Raw genomic sequence first — 18,381 nt, 5'->3', positions numbered from 1 at the left:
GCCGGCGGTGCCCTGCAGACGGCTCGCGGCTATGGCGCGCGCCTGATGGGCAAGCTCAAGGGCAAACGCGAGCTCACCGTCGACGATACCGTCCTGCGCTTGCTGGCCCTGCGTCAGCAACAACTGATGGTGGCACTGGACCACCGTGGGCATGCCGCTCAGGACAGTATTCGCCTGGGCCAGCTGGATGAAAAGACCTGGCGTCAGGGCAAGCTGCCCGAACCGCTGGTGCGGGCTCGCGCGCATCCACAATGGTCCACGCTCAATCCCGGTGCTAAACCGAACCAGGCCCAGCGCCAGGAGCAGCTCGAAGCGCTGGTGCAGCAGCTCTAGGCCTGGCCTTTGAGTCGGCGGTCACTTGCGCAACAAGCGCAGGCCGTTGAACACCACCAGCAGGCTAACGCCCATGTCGGCGAATACGGCCATCCACATGGTGGCCAGCCCGGCGAACGTTATGCCCAGGAAGATCGCCTTGATCGCCAAGGCCAGCACGATGTTTTGCTTGAGGATCGCTGCGGTATGCCGCGACAGCCTGATGAACGCAGGGATCTTGCGCAAGTCGTCGTCCATCAGCGCCACATCGGCCGTTTCGATGGCGGTATCGGTGCCAGCCGCCGCCATGGCGAAGCCGATTTCGGCCCGGGCCAGCGCTGGTGCGTCGTTGATGCCGTCCCCGACCATGCCAACGCGATGACCTTGGTCGTACAGCGCCTGGATACTACTGAGCTTGTCGGCTGGCAGAAGGTTACCTTCGGCCCGATCAATGCCTACTGTACGCGCGATGGCCGCAGCGGTGTGCGGGTTGTCGCCGGTCAGCATGGCCGTCTGGATGCCCAGCGCATGAAGCTCGGCAATGGCTTGCCGGCTGCTTTCCTTGACGGTATCGGCCACTGCAAACAATGCCAGGGGGCCTGATGCGTTGAGCAGCAACACCACTGTCTTGCCCTGCTGTTCCAAGGCATCCAGCTGGGCCTCCAGTTCTGGTGAACACAATCCCAGCTCCTCGACCAGACGATGGTTGCCCAGATGCAACACCTCACCCTCGAGGTTGCCACGCACGCCACGGCCCGCCAGCGCGGTGAAATCCCGGACCTCAAGGTGGGGCAGGTCGTTGTCCTGGCCGAACTGGGCTATCGCTCGGGACACGGGGTGATCGGAGCGTGCACCCAGGCTCGATGCCAGGGCCTGCGCACGATGCTCGAACGCCGGTTGCAGGGCTTTGAAGTCTGTCTGGACCGGCTTGCCGTGGGTGATCGTGCCGGTCTTGTCCAGGGCCAGGAAGTCCAGGTGGCGCCCGCCCTCGAGGTACACCCCGCCCTTGATCAGGATGCCTTTGCGCGCTGCCGCCGCCAGGCCACTGACGATGGTGACGGGGGTCGAGATCACCAGTGCACAGGGGCATGCCACTACCAGCAGCACAAGCGCGCGATACACCCAGTCGAACCACGTGCCGTTCAGCAGGAGCGGCGGGATGATCGCCACGGCCAACGCCAGGGCCAGCACTGCCGGCGTATAGATCCGCGAAAACCGGTCGACGAAGCGCTGGGTTGGCGCCCGCGCCCCTTGCGCCTGCTCGACGGCCTTGATGATGCGCGCCAGCGTGGACTGACCAGCTACTGCGGTGGCTTGGATTTCCAGTGCGCCTGCCTGGTTGATGGTACCGGCGAAGACCTTGTCGCCCTGGACCTTCTCCACCGGCAGGCTTTCACCCGTGATCGGTGACTGATCGACGCTGGACTGCCCGCTGATCACTTGGCCATCGAGCCCGATCCGCTCGCCTGGCCGTACTCGCATCGTCGCGCCGACAGCGACTTCACGCACGTCCACTTCGCGCCACTGGCCATCGGCCTGTTGCACGGTTGCCATGTCCGGCGCCAGCTGCATGAGCCCGCCAATGGCATTGCGTGCACGGTCCAGCGAGCGGGCCTCGATCAGTTCGGCCACGGTAAAGAGCACCATCACCATGGCTGCTTCCGGCCATTGGCCGATCAGCAGCGCACCGGTGACCGCGATGCTCATCAGGGCATTGATGTTGAGGTTTCGGTTTTTTAGCGCGATCCAGCCTTTCTTGTAGGTACCCAGACCACAACCCAGGATCGCCGCCAGTGCCAGCGCGGCCACCACCCACTGCGGTGCGAGCTGGGCGAAGTGCACGACTTCGGCGCCCAGGGCTGCCAGACCGGACAGCGCCAGCGGCCACCAAGCCTGTCTGGGCGGCGGCGCTGGCGCGGCAGCGCTATCGGCATCCCCCACGAGCGGCTCGGCTTTCATCCCCAGGCTGTCGATGGCCCGTTCGATGTCGGACGTGCCATCGAGCGTGTGCCTGACCCCAAGAACGCGGCTGATGAGGTTGAACTCCAGGGCCTCGATGCCGGCCATCTTACCCAGCTTGTCCTGGATCAGCGTCTGCTCGGTCGGGCAATCCATGGCTTCGATCCGAAAACGGCTGAGCAGAGCCTGCTTGCTGGGCCGGGACGTCAACTGCACATGAGCAGGCGCCGCCTGCGTGCTGCAACAGGCATGACCCTGATCGCCATGGCCCACGCCGTCATGGGCATGGTCATGATTGTGCTCATGATGATGCGAGTGTTCGGGGCTGACAGACTTGTTCATGGGTCATCCTTATTGAGCCTGTTGCCAAGTGAACACCCTGTAGCCACTATAGGGTCAAGCGAATGCCAGGAGTTTCCAACATGAAGATCGGCGACCTTGCCAAGGCGACGGACTGCGCTGTCGAGACCATTCGTTATTACGAACGCGAGAAGCTTCTGCCAGAGCCTGCGCGCAGCGAGGGCAACTACCGGATGTATACGCAAGCGCATGTCGAGCGCCTGACATTCATCCGCAACTGCCGCACGCTGGACATGACGCTGGATGAAATCCGCAGCCTGCTGCAGCTGCGTGACAGCCCCCAGGCCTCGTGCGGCAGCGTGAATGCCTTGATCGACGAGCATATCGAGCACGTCCAGGCCCGGCTCGATGGATTGGTGGCGTTACAGGCGCAACTGATGGATTTGCGAAGACGGTGTAGCGAAGAAGGCGCGCAATGCGCGATTTTGCAGCAGCTGGAAACCAACGGCGCGGTGACGGTGCCGGATATCGAGCATTCACATGTTGGACGTAGCCATGGGCATTAGTGGGCGTGACCAGCCTGTCGGTCACCCTGCCAGAACAACTGTCTTGCGCCGCATCTGAAGGCTAGCGAATTTCGGGGCGGCCTTGCCGGGGCGCCGGCAAGACCGCTCCCGGGATCGTTCACCGGGGGTATGAAGGCGCCACCTTCAAACCGCCATCGGAGCCGTCATCGGGGCATGATGTTCATACCCTTCGAGCCAGAAATCACTCGGCTCGATCTGTTCAAGCCACTGCGGCTCGTACTTGCCCGTCTCGGCGAACGCCGGCACCCGATCGCTGATCACCAGCTTCGGCGCTTCCAGCGGCTCGCGCTTGAGCTGCTCGTTGAGCATGTCCAGATGGTTCTCGTACACATGGGCATCGCCGATGAAATAGGTGAACCAGCGCGGGGTATAGCCGGTCAGCCGACCGAACAGCGCCAGCAATGCCGCCCCTTCGGTGAGGTTGAATGGCGTACCCAGGCCAAGATCGTTGGAACGGATATAAAGCGTCAGCGAGAGCTCGCGCGTTGTCACGTTGGGGTGGAACTGGTACAGCAGATGGCAAGGCGGCAAGGCCATTTCATCGAGCTGGGCGCAGTTCCAGCCATGGAACAGGATGCGCCGGCTGCCAGGGTCGTTTGCGATGGTGTCCAGGCACTGACGGACCTGATCGATGGCTTTGTACAGGATGACAAACGCCACGCCATCCTCTTCATCCTCGGCAATCTGACGGAACCCGGCCTTCTCCGCCATCTCGATCGCGGCTCGATTGCTCAGGGGGATGCGCTTGTAGCCCGGCCACTGCCGCCACTGGACCCCGTAGATCTCGCCCAGGTCGTCATGGCCCTGGCGGAACGGGTTGGCCAACCACTGGGCGTTTTCGTTGGCGTTCTGGTCCCAGACCTTGCAACCCAACTCACGGAATTGGCCGGCGTTGCGAACCCCGCGCAGGAAACCTACCATTTCGCCGATCGCCGACTTGAACGCCAGCTTGCGCGTGGTGATGGCGGGGAACCCCTTCTGCAGGTCGAAGCGCAGCATCGCCCCTGGCAGGCTGATGGTGCGGATGCCGGTACGGTTTTCCTGCAACGTGCCGTTTTCGATAACGTCGCGGACCAGGTCCAGATACTGTTTCATGGCTTACCTGTAGCTAGACGGCAGGGGGATCGCCCCTGCCGGGAGAGTGATCAGGCGGGTGTCGCCGTAGGCTTGCGATTATAAGCCCACCAGATGAGCGCAAGGCCAGCCACGATCATGGGGATGCACAGAATCTGACCCATGGTCAGCCATCCCCAGGCCAGGTAACCGAGCTGGGCATCCGGAACTCTCACGAACTCGACGATGAAACGGAAAATACCGTAGAACAACGCGAACATTCCGGAAACGGCCATGGTGGGCCGAGGTTTGCGCGAGTACAGCCAGAGAATCACGAACAGCGCCACGCCTTCGAGGGCGAACTGATACAGCTGCGAAGGGTGGCGCGGCAACTGGGCCGGGTCGCTGAACGGTGGGAAGACCATCGCCCATGGCACATCGGTCGGCTTGCCCCACAGCTCGGCATTGATGAAATTGCCGATACGCCCGGCACCCAGGCCGATCGGCACCAGCGGGGCGACGAAGTCCATGAGTTCGAAGAACGACTTGTTGTGGCGCTTGCCGAACCACAATGCAGCGAGCATCACGCCAATGAAACCGCCGTGGAACGACATGCCGCCTTTCCAGACCTCGAAGATCAGCGTCGGGTTGGCCAGGTACGCGTGCAGGTCGTAGAACAGCACATAGCCCAGCCGCCCTCCCACGATCACCCCCATCGACAGCCAGAAGACCAGGTCGGAGAGCTTTTCGCGGCTCCAGGTAGGGTCGAACCGGTTGAGGCGGCGGGTGGCCAGCAACCAGGCCCCGCCAATGCCGATCAGGTACATCAGGCCGTACCAATGGATTTTCAGCGGTCCGATGGCCAGTGCCACGGGGTCTATCTGCGGGTAAGGCAGCATTTAACATCCTCTCGATTCAAATCAGAAAGCTCAGGCCTACACAGAACAACAGGGCCGCAAATAGGCGCTTCAACAGGCGCGGTGACAGTCTGTGAGCCAACCGCGCCCCGTAACGTGCGAAAAACATGCTGGTCACGGCGATGCCGACCATCGCCGGCAGGTAGACGTAACCCACGCTGTGCGGCGGCAATTGAGGTTCATGCCAGCCCAGCACCATGAACCCCACTGCACTGGCGATCGCAATGGGCAGGCCACACGCTGACGACGTTGCCACGGCCTGCTGCATGGGCAGGCTGCGCCAGGTCAGGAAGGGCACGGTCAGCGAGCCGCCGCCGATGCCAAAAATGGCCGAGGCCCAGCCGATCACGCCCCCTGCTGCCACCCGTGCAGCCTTGCCGGGCACACCGCGGCTGGCCTTGGGCTTGAGGTCCAGTGCCATCTGCGCGGCAATCACCAAGGCAAAGACGCCGATGATCTTCTGCAGCATGGGCCCCTGGATCAGCGACGCCGTCTTGGCCCCGACACCGGCACCCAGCAGGATCCCCAGGGTCATCCAGGCAAAGATCGGCCATTGCACCGCGCCTTTGCGGTGATGCTCGAGCACGGCGTTGATGGAGGTGAAGACGATGGAGGCCAGGGAGGTGCCTACCGCAAGGTGCGTCAACACCGAAGCGTCAAAGCCCTGCAACGTGAAGCTGACCACGAGCACAGGCACGATGATGATGCCCCCGCCCACGCCAAACAGGCCAGCCAGCACCCCTGCACATGCACCCAAGACCAGATAGAGCACGAATTCCATTCGGCTTCCCCGAAAAATCAATCCGGCATGGTAACGGAAGCTGGGTTCGCGGCTCTAGTGAAGTCTGTGTCAGGTTGGATCTGCCGCGCTGCCTGGGTACAGTGGAAGAAAACACAGGACCGGAAAAATGTGCCTGATCGTGTTCGCCTGGCGGCCAGGGCATGCCCTGCCGTTGATCGTGGCAGCCAACCGTGATGAATTCTATGCCCGCCCTACCCTGGCGTTGGCACCGTGGGAAGACGCACCGCAGGTGTACGCGGGCAGAGACCTGGAGGCTGGCGGGACTTGGCTGGGAGTCGGCCCACAGGGAAGGTTCGCCGCGTTGACCAATATCCGTGACCCCAGACAGCCACTGGGATCGCATTCGCGTGGCGAGTTGGTGGCCGCTTTTCTGAAGGGTGAGCAAACCGTAGAAACTTATCTGAATCAGGTGGCAAGCCGAGCCGACCAGTATTCAGGCTTCAACCTGCTCATTGGCGATCACCATGCTCTGGGGTACGTCAATGCCAGGGAAGCAGTGCCACGTCTGCTTGAGGCGGGCGTGTACGGGCTTTCCAATGCGCAGCTTGATACCCCGTGGCCGAAGCTGGTCAAGGCGCGCAGCCGCCTGGCGGAGTTGTTGGAAAAACCAGCCCCTGACCGACTATTGGGACTGTTGGCAGATGACGAGCCTGTGGTCGACGCCCTGTTGCCGGAAACAGGCGTGGGCCTGGCCACCGAGAAACTGTTGTCGAGCGCGTTCATCGCCAGTCAGCACTACGGCACACGCGCCAGTACCGTGCTGATTGTCGATAATCGAGGCCAAAGGCAGTTCATCGAACGCAGCTTCGGCCCGTTCGGATCCCTTCTCGGGGAGGTGAAACTCTCGGTTTGATCACCCAGGCCGACCTTGTATGCAGGTCAACTCACTAGGCGCCGGTACACATGGCGCTCAGAGCGGCTTGTTGGCCCCGGGCCCGATCATTCGTGCAAGCCCCAGGTTCTTCAGCGCCAGCTGCAGCGAGCTGTGGATGACCTGCGGGTTGTCATGGCTCAGCGCCTCTTGCAGCAGCTCTTTAGCCTTGCTCATGTTCACCTGGCGCAGCATCCACTTCACCTTCGGCAGGTTGGTGGCGTTCATCGACAGGCTGTCGAAGCCCATGGCCATGAGCAGGATGGCAGCTGCCGGGTCGCCCGCCATTTCGCCGCAGATACTTACCGGTTTGCCTTCGGCATGAGCATCGCGGACCACGGTGTTGACCGCCTGCAGCACGGCTGGATGCAGGTAATCGTAGAGGTCGGCTACCCGAGGATTGTTACGGTCCACAGCCAGCAGGTACTGGGTCAGGTCATTGGACCCCACTGACAGGAAGTCCACCTGTCGCGCCAGTTCACGGGTCTGGTACACCGCGGCCGGGATTTCCACCATCACGCCCACCGGCGGCATCGGTACATCGGTGCCTTCGTCGCGCACCTCGCCCCAGGCACGGTGAATCAGGTGCAGCGCTTCCTCGAGTTCTTGAACGCCGGAAATCATCGGCAGCAGAATCCGCAGGTTGTTCAAGCCTTCGCTGGCCTTGAGCATGGCCCGCGTCTGCACCAGGAAAATCTCGGGATGATCGAGCGTGACGCGAATGCCACGCCAGCCCAGGAAGGGGTTTTCTTCCTTGATCGGAAAGTAGGACAGCGCCTTGTCGCCGCCGATGTCCAGTGTGCGCATGGTCACGGGCAGTGGATGGAAAGCCGCCAGCTGTTCGCGGTAAATCGCCAACTGCTCTTTTTCGCTGGGGAAGCGCTGGTTGATCATGAACGGCACTTCGGTGCGGTACAGGCCTACCCCTTCGGCGCCACGCTGCTGGGCGCGAGCGACATCGGCCAGTAGGCCGGTATTGACCCACAGCGGCATGCGGTGGCCGTCAGGGGTCACGCAGGGCAGCTCGCGCAAGGCGTCCAGGCCCTGTGCCAGCTGGCGCTCTTCCTCGACCACGTCGCTGTACTGTTTGCGCAGCACATCGCTTGGGTTGGTGAAGACCTCCCCTTTGTAGCCATCGACGATCAGCTCGATGCCATCGACCTTCGAATAAGGCAGGTCGACCAGGCCCATCACGGTCGGAATACCCATGGCGCGGGCCAGAATGGCCACGTGCGAGTTGCCCGAGCCCAATACCGAGACCAGGCCCACCAGCTTGCCTTCGGGCACTTCGCCCAGCATGGCCGGGGTCAGCTCTTCGCTGACCAGAATGGTGTTGTCGGCATACACCAGCGACTGCGAGCGGGCCTGTTGCAGGTAGGCGAGCAAGCGTCGGCCCAGGTCCTTGACGTCGGAGGCCCGCTCGCGCAGGTAATCGTCGTCCATCAGTTCGAAGCGGTTGACGTGCTCGCCCACCACCTGGCGCAGGGCGCCCTGCGCCCATTGGCCGGTCTTGATGACCTCCCGCACCTCGCCGCCCAGGGCAGCGTCCTCGAGCATCATCAGGTAGACATCGAACAACGCCCGCTCTTCGGGGCGCAGTTGGGTGGCCAGCTTGGCCGACAGCTTGCGCATGTCGGCGCGCACACCTTCGAGGGCCGCATGGAACAGGTGCAGTTCGGCGTCGATGTCCTCGACCGTCTTGTCCGGGACCACTTCCAGGTCGGCCGGTGGCAGCATCACCACCGCCCGCCCTACGGCAGCACCGGGCGAGCCAGGCACACCAACGAACCGCGCCTCCTGAATACCCTTGCCCTGGCGACCCAGGCCGCGAATCGAGCCAGTGGCCTCGGCATGGGCGATCACCCCCGCCAATTGCGCACTCATGGTCACCAAGAAGGCCTCTTCGCCTTCGTCGAACTGGCGACGCTCGCGCTGCTGAATGACCAGGACCCCCACCACGCGGCGGTGGTGGATGATCGGGGCACCCAGGAAGGAAGCGAAGCGTTCCTCGCCGGTCTCGGCGAAGTACCTGTAGCGCGGGTGTGCGGCGGCATCTTCGAGGTTCAGGGGTTCTTCGCGGGTGCCCACCAGCCCGACCAGGCCTTCGTTGGGGGCCATGCTGACCTTGCCGATCGAACGCTTGTTCAGCCCTTCGGTGGCCATCAATACGAACCGGTTGGTTTCCGGGTCCAGCAGGTAGACCGAACAGACCTGGCTGGCCATGGCCTCTTTGACACGCAAGACAATGATCCCCAACGCCGACTTGAGATCTTTGGCGGAGTTTACTTCCTGGACGATCTTGCGCAGCGTATTGAGCATGGCTCGGGGTCGAACTCCGTCGTCAGTCGCGCGTCAGAAGACGCGGTGCTAGCTCTTTCAGGGCGCGCCGATAGACCTCGCGCTTGAATGTCACAACCTGGCCCAGCGGGTACCAGTAGCTCACCCAGCGCCAGCCATCGAACTCCGGCTTGCCGGTCAGGTCCATACGCACCCGTTGTTCATTGCTGATCAGACGCAGCAGGAACCACTTCTGTTTCTGGCCGATGCACAACGGTTGGCTGTGGGTGCGCACCAGTCGCTGGGGTAAACGATAACGCAACCAACCACGGGTGCAGGCAAGAATTTCCACATCATCGCGTTCAAGGCCAACTTCTTCGTTCAGCTCGCGGTACAGGGCGTCTTCTGGCGTCTCGTCAGGGTTGATACCGCCCTGTGGAAATTGCCAGGCATCCTGGTTGATCCGTCGAGCCCATAGCACCTGCCCGGCATCATTCGTGAGAATGATCCCGACATTGGGGCGAAAACCATCCGGGTCGATCACGGCAGCAACCTCGCAAACGCATGTCACCGCATTGTTCCACAAAGCCTGCGAGCGCAGCAACGCGCCTGCGGTGCTTATATACCGTCAGCGCTATGCAAGTCTGTGAACCAGGCTTTGCCGACAGGCAATCGGTGGATACCTTGGCGAGGATCAGACGGGCTTGGCGCCCATCAATCCGGCGATGGACAGCAGGCACACGGCACTGAACACGGCCAACGCCAGTGTTAGCCGAGCACCCTGTGCAGGTGTCCTGCGCAGCCGATTCAGGCGCACCACAAGCCATACCCAGGCCAACGCGCCCACGGTATACAGCGCACTCGACGCCAGTAGCCAGGTCTGACCCAGCGGCCAACCCACCAGGTGCACCAGCCACCAACCGGTGAACGGCATGCTGATCAGGCTGATACCCATCACCAACCAGACGAAGACCAGAGGCCGCTGCATCAACCTGTCATACACCGTCCCGCCACCCTGTCGGCGGGCGCGCATCGTCCAGATCGCCAAGCCCAGAGCACCCAGCAACAACAATGCGGTGCCGATCACGTGCAAGGCTTTGAGGGTGTTGAGGTGTTCCATGTCACTCGTCCTGGGCTGGTTGCGTTACAAGGGGCTGCGAGCGAGCAAGGCCGCCAGGCTGCGCCGCCTGTTCACTGCGAAGCGGCGCGCCCCGTGGGTAAGAGCTTAGCCGTTCAGCCAAGGAACAACGTGTAGGCCGGGTTCTGGGTTTCATCCCAGTAGGGGTAGCCAATCTGCGCCAGCGCGGCCGGCACCAGGTGGCGCTCGTCCTCAGGGACCTGCAGCCCCGCCACCACACGGCCATCTGCCGCGCCATGGTTACGGTAGTGGAACATCGAGATGTTCCAGCGCCCGCCCAGCTTGTCGAGGAAGTTGAACAGTGCCCCTGGCCGCTCGGGGAATTCGAAACGCAGCACCATTTCATCGCTCGCCCCGGCCGAGTGCCCGCCCACCATGTGGCGAATGTGCAATTTGGCCAGCTCATTGTCGGTAAGGTCCGTGACCGGGAAGCCCTGGTCGATCAACTGCTGCACCAATGCCGCGCGGGGGTCGTTTTCCGGATGGGTCTGCACGCCCACGAAGATGTGCGCTTCATCGGAGGTGTGTTTGCGGTAGTTGAATTCGGTGATCTGGCGCTTGCCCACCGCTTCGCAGAAGGCCTTGAAGCTACCGGGGCGCTCCGGGATGGTGACCGCGATGATAGCTTCGCGCTTTTCACCCAGCTCTGCCCGCTCCGCGACATGGCGCAGGCGGTCGAAATTGACGTTCGCCCCGGAATCGATGGCGACGAGGGTCTGGCCGCTGACCCCGTACATCTCCACGTAACGCTTGATACCCGCCACCCCCAGTGCCCCCGCAGGCTCGGTGATCGAACGGGTATCGTCGTAGATGTCCTTGATCGCCGCGCAGATTTCGTCGGTGCTGACGGTGATGACTTCGTCCACGTACTGGCGGCAGATGTCGAAGGTATGCTGGCCAACCTGGGCCACCGCCACGCCGTCGGCAAACAACCCTACCTGCGGCAGCACCACCCGCTCACCAGCGGCCATGGCGGCCTGCAGGCAATTGGAATCGTCCGGTTCAACGCCAATCACCTTGATTTCCGGGCGCAGGTACTTCACGTAGGCGGCGATGCCGGCGATCAGACCGCCGCCGCCGACCGGCACGAAAATGGCGTCCAGCCGACCAGGGTGCTGGCGCAGGATTTCCATGGCCACGGTGCCCTGGCCCGCGATGGTGTGCGGATCATCGTAGGGATGGATGTAGACGAAGCCTTTTTCATCGACCAGTTTCAGCGAATACGCCAATGCCTCGGGGAACGAGTCACCGTGAAGGACCACTTTGCCGCCGCGCGAGCGCACACCTTCGATCTTGATTTCAGGTGTGGTCTTGGGCATCACGATGGTGGCCTTGATGCCCATTTCCCGCGCAGCAAGGGCCAGCCCCTGGGCATGGTTGCCTGCCGACGCGGTGACCACACCGCGAGCCAGCTCTTCTGCGGTCAACTGCGCCAGCTTGTTGTAGGCCCCGCGGATCTTGAACGAGAACACCGGCTGCAGGTCCTCGCGCTTGAGCAGAATCTGGTTGCCCAGGCGTTTGCTCAACTGCCCGGCGCTGTGCAAGGGGGTTTCGACGGCAACGTCATAGACGCGCGAGGTGAGGATCTTCTTGACGTACTGTTCGAGCATCGGGAAAGCATCACTGGCCGCGGGACAAGGGCTCGGAGTCTACCCCAGCGTTATGTCGGACGACCACAGCCAAGCCGCGCTTGCCGTTATACTGGTCGCCTTTACATCCGCCCTGCCCCCTCTCGGAGCCCGCATGACCCAGGACCAACTCAAACAGGCCGTTGCCCAGGCTGCCGTCGACTTCATTCTGCCCAAGCTCGATGACAAAAGCGTCGTTGGCGTTGGCACCGGTTCGACCGCCAATTTCTTCATCGACGCCCTGGCGCAGCACAAGACGGCCTTCGACGGCGCGGTCGCCAGCTCCGAAGCCACGGCCCAGCGTCTCAAGGGGCATGGCATCCCGGTCTACGAGCTCAACAGCGTCAGCGAGCTGGAGTTCTATGTGGACGGCGCCGATGAAAGCGACGAGCACCTGAACCTGATCAAGGGGGGTGGCGCGGCCCTGACTCGGGAAAAGATCGTTGCCGCCGTGGCCAAGACGTTCATCTGCATCGCCGATGGCAGCAAGCTGGTACCGGTTCTGGGCAACTTCCCGTTGCCGGTGGAGGTGATCCCGATGGCGCGCAGCCACGTCGCTCGCCAGTTGGTCAAGCTGGGCGGTGACCCGGTCTACCGTGAGGGCGTGGTCACGGACAACGGCAACGTGATCCTCGACGTGTATAACCTGCAGATCACCAACCCGGTGGAGCTGGAAGCCCAGATCAATGCCATCGTGGGCGTGGTCACCAATGGCCTGTTCGCCGCACGGCCTGCCGACCTGCTGCTGTTGGGCACTGCCGACGGCGTGAAGAGCCTGAAGGCCGAGTAACCATACAAGCCGGCATGCCCGGGTACGGTTGCGCCGTCCGGGGCTTGCCGAGCGCCGATATGGTCATGGCGCCGGCTGCTTGAATACGTAGAACAGGTTCGGCTCACTGACCATGTAAATGGTCCCGGTCTCGTCCATCGCAATGCCCTCCGCCTGCGGGACTGTCGCTTTGAGCCCCTGGAACCCCTTGCGCAATGACAAGGTGCTCAGTGGCCGCCCTTGCACATCCAGCTCCAGGACCAGGCGTGATTCATCCGACAGCGCCAGCAGGTGCCCACTGCGCTCGTCGAACTGCAGGCTCGACAGGTCGCGCACGAACAGGCGCGAATCGCGCTTTCGGTCCTGGACAACGTTCACGGCATAGGGTTGTTGCGGATCGTCATGAGGAAACCCGTGCACTTCATAGATGAGCATCGGGTCGCGCTCCTTGGCCACGAACAGCCGCTTGCCCACCGAGTCGAAGGCCAGCCCCTCGAAACCCTTGTTACCGTTGAGGCCGATGCCCAAGGTCAATTGCTCGGCCTGGGTAGCGTCCAGGGACAAGGTGTCCTCGGTGAGCCGCACACGGATCAGCCGCTGCTGGCGCTCGTCGGTAATCACGTAGCTGTTGGGACCGATGTACTCCACCGCCTCGGGATCACCGAAACCGTGCAACGCGATGCGCCGCAGGATTCGCCCGTCCAGCGACAGCTCGATCAGCTCCGAGCGGGCGTTGGTCACGGTGAACAGGCTCTTGCGGTCAGGGTCGTAGGTCAGCGCCGAGACATCGTCATCCAGCCCTTCGATCGGCCGCCCCTCGACTACCACCTGATAGCGATTCAAGCCAATGCTTTGCTCTGCCGGCTGCCACCACGTGGAGAGGTTGAACCAGGCACGTTCGAACAGACGAAATTCCTGCCCGACCCAGCCCAGCAACAGCAGGCCTAGAACGACAGGAACCAGTGACAGACGCAGATAACGGTGCATGAAGGCAGACTCGACGAAGGATGGCGAATCTAACCACAAACAACTGAAATAAAGCTTAATGCCATCATTTTAATAGCAAGAAAAACCTAGCCTTTGGTAAAGCGGTAGAACAATGCCGGTTCGCTGACCATGTACAGGGTGCCCTGGTCATCCATTGCCACACCTTCGGCCCGAGGAATGGTGTGCTGCAGGCCATTGAAGCCCCCCAGCAACGTCATGAAGCTGACCTGCTCACCCTGCTCGTCCAGTTCCAGCAGCATGTTGGAGTCGGCAGACAGCGCCAGCAGGTGCCCCGTTCGCGGGTCAATACCCAACGCCGACAGGTTTCGCAGGTCGAGCGAATCACTGGGCAGCGGCGTTTTCTCGCCCGTCACTTGGCCTTGCCCATTGGACTTCCATTCGTAAAGGCGCGGCGGCCGCTCCTCGCCGATGACCAGCCGCTGCTTCGACGCATCCCACACCACGGCCTCATAGCCCTTGTTTCCGTTTGGCGACTCCCCTAGGTCGTGGCTGGGGAAGTCCGCATGGTTGAGCACGGTAGTGGTGGCATCGACTTTCACCACCGTCAGGTCATGCAGCCGCTCGTCCGTGATTGCCAGGTAGCCGCCGTCCATGACCGTGACGCCTTCCGGGTTTGCCCAGCCATTAAGGGGAATGTTGCGCAGTACGTCGCCGTCCAGGTTCAGCTCGGTGAGGAAGGGTTGCTTGCCCATGACGGCGAATAGCGTACGCGTACTGGGGTTGTACGCGAGGTCCGATGCCTCGTAGTCGGCCATTGCCGGCAAGGGCTTGGCATCGATATCCACCGTGTAGTCCGGCAGCCACACGCTTTCACTGCGCTCGGCCGTGCTTTCGAAACCTTCCTTGATCCACAACGCTGCCCGATCGTCCCAATGCATGGCGAAGGCCACGCCATAGGTAATCACCACGCCCACGGCCAAGCCGAACGGCCAGCGCAGGTAGAACGGGCGCTTGAAGGAGGCAGGGGCGTTTGATTGCATCGAGGCGTCCTGGGGAAAGAAGCAAAGGTCTGCGCATTATCCAGAAGACGTGTGAAAAAACAGTCAACCCGCCCGGGCATTCGCAGATGACGCGGAGGTGGGCCGCCTGACCGCTGCCGTGGCCAAGGCGGATCATCCGCGAAAAGCCGAGTGGGTAGCGGCTTAGAGCACCCGGCTCTCGAAGCGGCTAATCCCTGGCAGCTCCAGAACCACGTCATCGCCCACGTTGAAGGGGCCTACGCCTGCTGGGGTGCCGGTCAGGATGACGTCGCCGGCCTGCAGCGAAAACTGCGCAGCCATGTGCTGGATCATCGGCACGATCGGGTTGAGCATCATTGCACTGGAGCCGTCCTGGCGGACTTCGCCGTTTACCGTCAGGCGCACCGGGATGGCCGTGATGTCTTCGAAGCTGGCGGCAGACACGAAGGGCGGCAACACGCAGGCGCCGTCGAAACACTTGGCCAACTCCCAAGGCAAGCCCTTTTCCTTGAGCTTGGCCTGCACGTCCCGCAGGGTCAGGTCCAAGGCCGGCGCGAAGCCAGAAATGGCATCGAGCACCTCTTCCTGGCTCGGCCGTGTGGACAGTGACTTGCCCAGCAATACCGCGATTTCCACCTCGTAATGCACCGACCCGCGGTCGGCAGGAATCTTGAACCCGCCCTCGGCCGGCACCACGCAACTGCCCGGTTTGATGAACAGGAGGGGTTCGGTCGGAATGGGATTGTCCAGCTCCTTGGCATGTTCGGCGTAGTTACGCCCGATGCATACCACCTTGCCCAGTGGAAAATGAATGCGCGTGCCGTCTGCATACTGGTGCTGGTAGTTCATGGCCACTCCTCTGGATACCGCTTTTTATTCAGGTGCGAAGATCTTACCCGGATTCATGATGCCCGCAGGGTCGAACACCGCCTTGATCGCCTTCATGCAGGCGATTTCTTCAGGGGAACGGCTGTAGCCCAGGTAGTCGCGCTTGGTCATGCCCACACCGTGCTCGGCGGAGATCGAACCGTCGTAGCGCTGGACGATCTCGAACACCCACTTATTGACCTCGGTGCAGGATGCGAAGAAGTCATCCTTGCTCATGTGCTCGGGTTTGAGGATGTTCAGGTGCAGGTTGCCGTCGCCGATATGCCCGTACCAGATCACCTCGTAGTGCGGGTAATGCGCCTGGACGACGGCATCGATGTCGCGCAGGAAGGCCGGCACTTTCGAGACGGTCACGGAAATGTCGTTCTTGTACGGCGTCCAGTGCGAAATGGTTTCGGACAGGTATTCGCGTAGCTTCCACAAATTCTTCAGCTGCGTCTGGCTCTGGCTCATCACGCCATCGAGCACCCAACCTTGCTCGACACAGCGTTCGAAGGTGGCCAAGGCTTCGTTGGCCACCGCTTCGGTGCCGGCCTCGAACTCCAGCAAGGCATAGAACGGGCATGGCGTTTCGAAGGGCGCAGGCACGTCACCGCGCGCCAGGATCTTGGCCAGGCCCTTGTCGGAGAAAAACTCGAACGCCGTCAGGTCCAATTTGCCCTGAAACGCGTGAAGTACCGGCATGATCGAGTCGAAATCAGGCGTGCCCAACACCATGGCGGTGAGGTTGCGCGGTGCACGGTCCAGGCGCAGGGTGGCCTCGACCACGAACCCCAGCGTACCTTCGGCGCCAATGAACAGCTGGCGCAGGTCGTAGCCGGTGGCGTTCTTGATCAGGCCCTTGTTCAATTCCAGCAACTCGCCGCTGCCGGTGACCACCTTGAGGCCCGCGACCCAGTTGCGGGTCATGCCGTAGCGGATCACCTTGATGCCACCGGCATTGGTACCGATGTTGCCGCCTATCTGGCTGGAGCCACTGGAGGCAAAGTCCACTGGGTAATACAGGCCCTGCTCCTCGGCGAACGCCTGCACCTGCTGGGTAATGACCCCTGGCTGGCAGACCACGGTGCGGTCGAAGGCGTTGAAATCCAGGATGCGGTTCATGTAATCGAAGGCGACGACCACCTCCCCGCTGGCGGCCACGGCGCCCGCGGACAATCCGGTACGCCCCCCGGAAGGCACGAGCGCCACACGATGGGCATTGGCCCAGCGCACGATGGCCTGCACCTGTTCGATCGTCCGGGGCAGGACGATGGCGCTGGGCGCAGGCGGGTAATGGCGCGTCCAGTCCTTGCCATAGGCTTGCAGGGACTCGGGGTCGGTCAACACCTTGCCGGGGTCGACCAGGGTCATCAACTCATCCAATGCAGCGGGCTGGGTCATCGCCTGAACTCTCGCTTTATTCATGGTCACCCTGAGCACTCTTCACCTGTCGGGATAAGCTCAGATTGTGTCGCGTATGCTAGCATAGCGCCCCCGCTGTTCATGCTAGAGCTGCCCACGGGCGCCTGGCATCACCCTCGCCACTTTTCTCCGGGATACAGGTTTACGCAGATGAGCAAGACTTCTCTCGACAAGAGCAAGATCCGGTTCCTTCTTCTTGAAGGTGTACACCAGAACGCGGTCGATACCCTGACGGCTGCCGGCTACACCAACATCGAATACCTCACTGGTTCGTTGCCCGAAGCAGAGTTGAAGGAAAAGATCGCCGACGCCCATTTCATCGGCATCCGCTCACGCACCCAGTTGACCGAAGAAATCTTCGACTGCGCCAAGAAACTGGTCGCCGTCGGTTGCTTCTGCATCGGTACCAACCAGGTTGACCTGGAAGCGGCCCGTCAGCGCGGTATCGCGGTGTTCAACGCGCCGTACTCCAACACCCGTTCGGTAGCCGAGCTGGTACTGGCCGAAGCCATTCTGCTGCTGCGCGGCATTCCGGAAAAAAATGCCTCGTGCCATCGTGGCGGCTGGATCAAGAGCGCAGCCAACTCCTTCGAGATTCGCGGCAAGAAACTGGGCATCGTCGGTTACGGCTCCATCGGTACCCAACTGTCTGTACTGGCCGAAAGCCTGGGCATGCAGGTGTACTTCTTCGATCCGCTGACCAAGCTGCCGCTGGGCAATGCTGTCCAGGTGACCAACCTGCACGAATTGCTCGGCTTGGCCGATATCGTCTCGCTGCATGTGCCTGAGCTGCCATCTACCCAGTGGATGATCGGCGAGAAGGAAATCCGAGCGATGAAGAAGGGCTCCATCCTGATCAACGCTGCCCGCGGTACCGTGGTCGAACTTGATCACCTGGCTGCAGCCATCAAGGACAAGCACCTGATCGGCGCTGCCATCGACGTGTTCCCGGTCGAGCCACGCTCCAACGATGAAGAGTTCGAAAGCCCGCTGCGCGGCCTGGACAACGTGATCCTGACGCCGNNGACGCCGCACATCGGCGGTTCCACTGCCGAGGCTCAGGCCAACATCGGCCTGGAAGTGGCCGAAAAGCTGGTCAAGTACAGCGACAACGGCACCTCCGTGTCGTCGGTCAACTTCCCGGAAGTGGCCCTGCCTGCTCACCCTGGCAAGCACCGCCTGCTGCACATCCACGAAAACATCCCGGGTGTTCTCAGCGAAATCAACAAGGTATTTGCCGAAAACGGCATTAACATCTCGGGTCAGTTCCTGCAGACCAACGAGAAAGTGGGCTATGTGGTGATCGACGTCGACGCCGAATACTCGGACCTTGCGCAGGAGAAGCTGCAACAGGTCAAGGGCACCATCCGCTCGCGCGTACTGTTCTAACACGCGGCCAGCGTGAATCGAGGGAGGCCCAGGTGGCCTCCCTTTTCGTTATGGGGCCACCACAGCGGCGGACGGCGAGCACAAAAAAACCAGGCTGCACGTCAAACGATGCCGCGACTT

The 18,381-nt window shown here is 62.0% G+C and carries 17 protein-coding genes; 5 read left to right on the top strand and 12 right to left on the bottom strand.

Going from position 1 to position 18,381, the window contains the following annotated elements; translation table 11 throughout:
* A partial coding sequence (locus B2S33_RS03440; RefSeq protein ID WP_288649848.1) for a DUF3482 domain-containing protein occupies nucleotides 1-333 on the top strand: 333 nt, incomplete at its 5' end.
* Between the two features lie 21 nt (nucleotides 334-354).
* On the opposite strand, the gene B2S33_RS03435 is transcribed toward B2S33_RS03440, so the two are convergent.
* On the bottom strand, nucleotides 355-2,613 hold the full coding sequence (locus B2S33_RS03435; protein ID WP_028686707.1) for a heavy metal translocating P-type ATPase: 2,259 nt from the start codon (nucleotides 2,611-2,613) through the stop codon (nucleotides 355-357).
* Between the two features lie 80 nt (nucleotides 2,614-2,693).
* Here B2S33_RS03435 and cadR point away from each other — a divergent pair, with 80 nt between their 5' ends.
* The gene (cadR, locus tag B2S33_RS03430; protein ID WP_027913469.1) at nucleotides 2,694-3,137 is read left to right on the top strand and encodes a Cd(II)/Pb(II)-responsive transcriptional regulator; all 444 of its coding nucleotides are present in this window, start codon (nucleotides 2,694-2,696) and stop codon (nucleotides 3,135-3,137) included.
* A 144-nt stretch (nucleotides 3,138-3,281) separates the two neighbouring features.
* Here cadR and B2S33_RS03425 read toward each other — a convergent pair whose 3' ends face one another.
* Genes B2S33_RS03425 through B2S33_RS03415 form a run of 3 tightly spaced genes read right to left on the bottom strand, consistent with a single transcriptional unit; the run spans nucleotide 3,282 to nucleotide 5,909 of the window.
* Nucleotides 3,282-4,253, bottom strand: coding sequence for a thymidylate synthase (locus B2S33_RS03425; protein WP_132578129.1), 972 nt, complete (start codon nucleotides 4,251-4,253; stop codon nucleotides 3,282-3,284).
* A gap of 50 nt (nucleotides 4,254-4,303) precedes the next feature.
* Nucleotides 4,304-5,110: a prolipoprotein diacylglyceryl transferase gene (gene lgt / locus B2S33_RS03420; RefSeq protein ID WP_027913467.1), complete on the bottom strand. Its 807-nt coding sequence runs from the start codon at nucleotides 5,108-5,110 to the stop codon at nucleotides 4,304-4,306.
* Between the two features lie 16 nt (nucleotides 5,111-5,126).
* Complete coding sequence (locus B2S33_RS03415; protein WP_028686735.1) at nucleotides 5,127-5,909, bottom strand: sulfite exporter TauE/SafE family protein; 783 nt, start codon at nucleotides 5,907-5,909, stop codon at nucleotides 5,127-5,129.
* Nucleotides 5,910-6,036: 127 nt separating this feature from the next.
* On the opposite strand from B2S33_RS03415, the gene B2S33_RS03410 reads away from it, so the two are divergent.
* The gene (locus tag B2S33_RS03410; RefSeq protein ID WP_088522825.1) at nucleotides 6,037-6,783 is read left to right on the top strand and encodes an NRDE family protein; all 747 of its coding nucleotides are present in this window, start codon (nucleotides 6,037-6,039) and stop codon (nucleotides 6,781-6,783) included.
* Nucleotides 6,784-6,840: 57 nt separating this feature from the next.
* Here B2S33_RS03410 and ptsP read toward each other — a convergent pair whose 3' ends face one another.
* The 4 genes from ptsP to ilvA form a co-directional block, all read right to left on the bottom strand.
* Nucleotides 6,841-9,120, bottom strand: coding sequence for a phosphoenolpyruvate--protein phosphotransferase (gene ptsP / locus B2S33_RS03405; RefSeq protein ID WP_027913464.1), 2,280 nt, complete (start codon nucleotides 9,118-9,120; stop codon nucleotides 6,841-6,843).
* A 22-nt stretch (nucleotides 9,121-9,142) separates the two neighbouring features.
* Nucleotides 9,143-9,622: an RNA pyrophosphohydrolase gene (locus B2S33_RS03400; RefSeq protein WP_023532670.1), complete on the bottom strand. Its 480-nt coding sequence runs from the start codon at nucleotides 9,620-9,622 to the stop codon at nucleotides 9,143-9,145.
* Nucleotides 9,623-9,772: 150 nt separating this feature from the next.
* A complete protein-coding gene (locus B2S33_RS03395) occupies nucleotides 9,773-10,198 on the bottom strand; it encodes a DUF2269 family protein (RefSeq protein WP_128610038.1) in 426 nt (141 codons plus the stop codon).
* A gap of 113 nt (nucleotides 10,199-10,311) precedes the next feature.
* Nucleotides 10,312-11,826, bottom strand: a complete 1,515-nt coding sequence (gene ilvA / locus B2S33_RS03390) for a threonine ammonia-lyase, biosynthetic (RefSeq protein ID WP_197874171.1) — start codon at nucleotides 11,824-11,826, stop codon at nucleotides 10,312-10,314.
* A 133-nt stretch (nucleotides 11,827-11,959) separates the two neighbouring features.
* Here ilvA and rpiA point away from each other — a divergent pair, with 133 nt between their 5' ends.
* On the top strand, nucleotides 11,960-12,634 hold the full coding sequence (rpiA, locus tag B2S33_RS03385; RefSeq protein WP_023532306.1) for a ribose-5-phosphate isomerase RpiA: 675 nt from the start codon (nucleotides 11,960-11,962) through the stop codon (nucleotides 12,632-12,634).
* A 63-nt stretch (nucleotides 12,635-12,697) separates the two neighbouring features.
* Here the strand turns inward: rpiA and B2S33_RS03380 are convergent, their stop codons facing one another.
* The 4 genes from B2S33_RS03380 to B2S33_RS03365 all read right to left on the bottom strand — a co-directional run bounded on the left by B2S33_RS03380 (nucleotide 12,698) and on the right by B2S33_RS03365 (nucleotide 16,851).
* Nucleotides 12,698-13,600 (bottom strand): SdiA-regulated domain-containing protein, encoded by a 903-nt coding sequence (locus B2S33_RS03380; RefSeq protein ID WP_288649844.1) that lies wholly within the window; start codon nucleotides 13,598-13,600, stop codon nucleotides 12,698-12,700.
* 86 nt (nucleotides 13,601-13,686) lie between these two features.
* Nucleotides 13,687-14,601, bottom strand: coding sequence for an SdiA-regulated domain-containing protein (locus tag B2S33_RS03375; RefSeq protein ID WP_197874169.1), 915 nt, complete (start codon nucleotides 14,599-14,601; stop codon nucleotides 13,687-13,689).
* Between the two features lie 162 nt (nucleotides 14,602-14,763).
* The gene (locus B2S33_RS03370) at nucleotides 14,764-15,429 is read right to left on the bottom strand and encodes a fumarylacetoacetate hydrolase family protein (protein ID WP_027913459.1); all 666 of its coding nucleotides are present in this window, start codon (nucleotides 15,427-15,429) and stop codon (nucleotides 14,764-14,766) included.
* A gap of 24 nt (nucleotides 15,430-15,453) precedes the next feature.
* Nucleotides 15,454-16,851, bottom strand: coding sequence for an FAD-binding oxidoreductase (locus B2S33_RS03365; protein WP_288649834.1), 1,398 nt, complete (start codon nucleotides 16,849-16,851; stop codon nucleotides 15,454-15,456).
* 171 nt (nucleotides 16,852-17,022) lie between these two features.
* Between B2S33_RS03365 and serA the strand changes: the two genes are divergently transcribed.
* Nucleotides 17,023-18,261 (top strand): phosphoglycerate dehydrogenase, encoded by a 1,239-nt coding sequence (gene serA / locus B2S33_RS03360; RefSeq protein WP_288649833.1) that lies wholly within the window; start codon nucleotides 17,023-17,025, stop codon nucleotides 18,259-18,261.
* Nucleotides 18,262-18,381: the final 120 nt, after the last annotated feature.

This window comes from Pseudomonas sp. UBA5568 (assembly GCF_002425525.1).
GTDB classification, from domain to species: Bacteria; Pseudomonadota; Gammaproteobacteria; order Pseudomonadales; family Pseudomonadaceae; genus Aquipseudomonas; species Aquipseudomonas fulva.
Note: the sequence above shows the minus strand (reverse complement) of the source record. Positions and strands in the feature narration are given on the sequence as shown.

Coding starts and splice junctions, on each gene's coding strand:
- B2S33_RS03435 (WP_028686707.1), bottom strand. CDS start 2,613: ATGAACAAGTCTGTCAGCCCCGAACACTCGCATCATCATGAGCACAAT.
- cadR (WP_027913469.1), top strand. CDS start 2,694: ATGAAGATCGGCGACCTTGCCAAGGCGACGGACTGCGCTGTCGAGACC.
- B2S33_RS03425 (WP_132578129.1), bottom strand. CDS start 4,253: ATGAAACAGTATCTGGACCTGGTCCGCGACGTTATCGAAAACGGCACG.
- lgt (WP_027913467.1), bottom strand. CDS start 5,110: ATGCTGCCTTACCCGCAGATAGACCCCGTGGCACTGGCCATCGGACCG.
- B2S33_RS03415 (WP_028686735.1), bottom strand. CDS start 5,909: ATGGAATTCGTGCTCTATCTGGTCTTGGGTGCATGTGCAGGGGTGCTG.
- B2S33_RS03410 (WP_088522825.1), top strand. CDS start 6,037: ATGTGCCTGATCGTGTTCGCCTGGCGGCCAGGGCATGCCCTGCCGTTG.
- ptsP (WP_027913464.1), bottom strand. CDS start 9,120: ATGCTCAATACGCTGCGCAAGATCGTCCAGGAAGTAAACTCCGCCAAA.
- B2S33_RS03395 (WP_128610038.1), bottom strand. CDS start 10,198: ATGGAACACCTCAACACCCTCAAAGCCTTGCACGTGATCGGCACCGCA.
- ilvA (WP_197874171.1), bottom strand. CDS start 11,826: ATGCTCGAACAGTACGTCAAGAAGATCCTCACCTCGCGCGTCTATGAC.
- rpiA (WP_023532306.1), top strand. CDS start 11,960: ATGACCCAGGACCAACTCAAACAGGCCGTTGCCCAGGCTGCCGTCGAC.
- B2S33_RS03380 (WP_288649844.1), bottom strand. CDS start 13,600: ATGCACCGTTATCTGCGTCTGTCACTGGTTCCTGTCGTTCTAGGCCTG.
- B2S33_RS03375 (WP_197874169.1), bottom strand. CDS start 14,601: ATGCAATCAAACGCCCCTGCCTCCTTCAAGCGCCCGTTCTACCTGCGC.
- B2S33_RS03370 (WP_027913459.1), bottom strand. CDS start 15,429: ATGAACTACCAGCACCAGTATGCAGACGGCACGCGCATTCATTTTCCA.
- B2S33_RS03365 (WP_288649834.1), bottom strand. CDS start 16,851: ATGACCCAGCCCGCTGCATTGGATGAGTTGATGACCCTGGTCGACCCC.